This window comes from Leisingera sp. F5 (assembly GCF_001593695.1).
The window spans coordinates 1-1,727 of sequence record NZ_LUKH01000755.1 but is presented as its reverse complement, the minus strand read 5'-3'; the positions used below and the strand labels follow the sequence as shown (position 1 = coordinate 1,727).

Here is a 1,727-nt window from a genome sequence, read left to right as displayed (position 1 = left end):
TCGCGGCGTTCCTTGGGTTCGCCGCCTGCGCGGATCGACCCGGCCGGCGCATAGGCCATCATGGTGCCGGTCAGGTTTTCCTGATGCGGCTTTTCCCAGGCCTTGTGCTTCAAGGGCTTCTCGCTGGGCAGCTCGTCAAAGGTGCGGTGCAGCCAGCCGTGCCAGTCGGGGCTGACGCGCGAGGCTTCGACCTCGCCATTGAACATCACCCAGCGTTTGCTGTCATCGGCATTGCGGTAGAACACATTGCCCTGATCATCCTCGCCCACCTTGATGCCCTTGCGGGCGGTGAACATCCGGGTGTTCAGGGTGGCGCCGTTCCACCATGTCACAGCGCTCAGAAGAGTGTTCAGGATTCCCATCGGTGCCTCCGGATTTTTCCATTTCTGATATGGCCCAATTTCCCGCCAAGGTCCAGTGGCTTGCGCCCCTCTGGACGGGTCACGGCGGGAATTGGCAGTTTTGCCTGAGGCGCGTTTCCCGCACCTGACAGGATCAGCCTGCCGCTGGGGCCAGCGCCGTCACTTCAATCTCAATGCGGAACTTGGGATCGATCAGGTTGCACTCGATCATTGTTGCCGCAGGCGGGTTGGCGCCAAAGACCTCAGCCAGAACCGGCCAGCAGGGTTCGAACTCCGCCGCATCCGGCAGGTAATAGTTCACCCGCACCACATCGGCAAAGCCAGCGCCCGCCTTCTGCAAGGCACCGCCAATGGTTTCAAGCGCAGATTTGCACTGTGCCACCACATCATCGCCCTGCCCGACGGTGCCGGCCACATGCACGAAGCCGCCAGCCACAACAGCGCGGCAATAGCCGATCTTAGCCTCAAACTCACCGCCTGAAGAAATACGTTTGATCACTGCCCTGCTCCTTCCTCTTGCCCGAAATATCCCGGGGGCGCAGCGGCCTCCCGCTGCGGGGGCAGCGCCCCTATCAAACCCGCCCCCAAAAGCAAACGGCGCGGAAAGGACCGCGCCGTTTGTCTCAATCTCTATGAATTCACCCGGCCGATGCCGGCTCTTTCTCGGCGTCCGCATGGATCATCAGCGGCTGCGCATCCGAGGTCACCGCCTCCTCATTGACAACCACCTTGGTCACGCTGTCCATACCCGGCAGATCGAACATGGTATCCAGCAGGATATCCTCCATGATCGACCGCAAACCGCGGGCACCGGTCTTGCGTTCGATTGCTTTCTTGGCAATCGCACTCAGCGCCTCGTCGGTAAAGTCCAGCTCGGTGTCTTCCAGCTCGAACAGGCGCTGATATTGTTTGACCAGAGCGTTCTTGGGCTGGGTCAGAATGATAACCAGCGCGTCTTCGTCCAGATCTTCCAGCGTTGCCAGCACCGGCAGTCGGCCGACAAATTCCGGGATCAGCCCGAATTTCAGCAGATCTTCCGGCTCCAGCTCCTGGAACACTTCGCCGACGCCGCGGTCGTCGTTGTCGCGAACATCCGCGCCAAAGCCCATCGCAGACCCTTTGCCGCGGGCCGAGATGATCTTGTCCAGCCCGGCAAAAGCACCGCCGCAGATGAACAGGATATTGGTGGTGTCCACCTGCAGGAATTCCTGCTGCGGATGCTTGCGCCCGCCCTGCGGCGGCACGCTTGCCACGGTGCCTTCCATCAGCTTCAGCAGCGCCTGCTGCACGCCCTCGCCCGATACGTCGCGGGTGATCGAGGGGTTTTCCGACTTGCGGGTGATCTTGTCGACCTCGTCGATATAG

General features: G+C 61.3%; 3 protein-coding genes. All 3 read right to left on the bottom strand.

Annotation, left to right across the window (positions count from 1 at the left end):
- The coding region (locus A2I95_RS35585; RefSeq protein ID WP_291737264.1) for an NADH:ubiquinone oxidoreductase subunit NDUFA12 at positions 1-362 on the bottom strand (362 nt) is incomplete at its 3' end.
- A gap of 133 nt (positions 363-495) precedes the next feature.
- Positions 496-861: a RidA family protein gene (locus A2I95_RS35580; RefSeq protein ID WP_259999407.1), complete on the bottom strand. Its 366-nt coding sequence runs from the start codon at positions 859-861 to the stop codon at positions 496-498.
- Between the two features lie 139 nt (positions 862-1,000).
- Positions 1,001-1,727 (bottom strand): ATP-dependent protease ATP-binding subunit ClpX (gene clpX / locus A2I95_RS35575; RefSeq protein ID WP_291737263.1); only part of this gene is annotated, 727 nt, incomplete at its 5' end.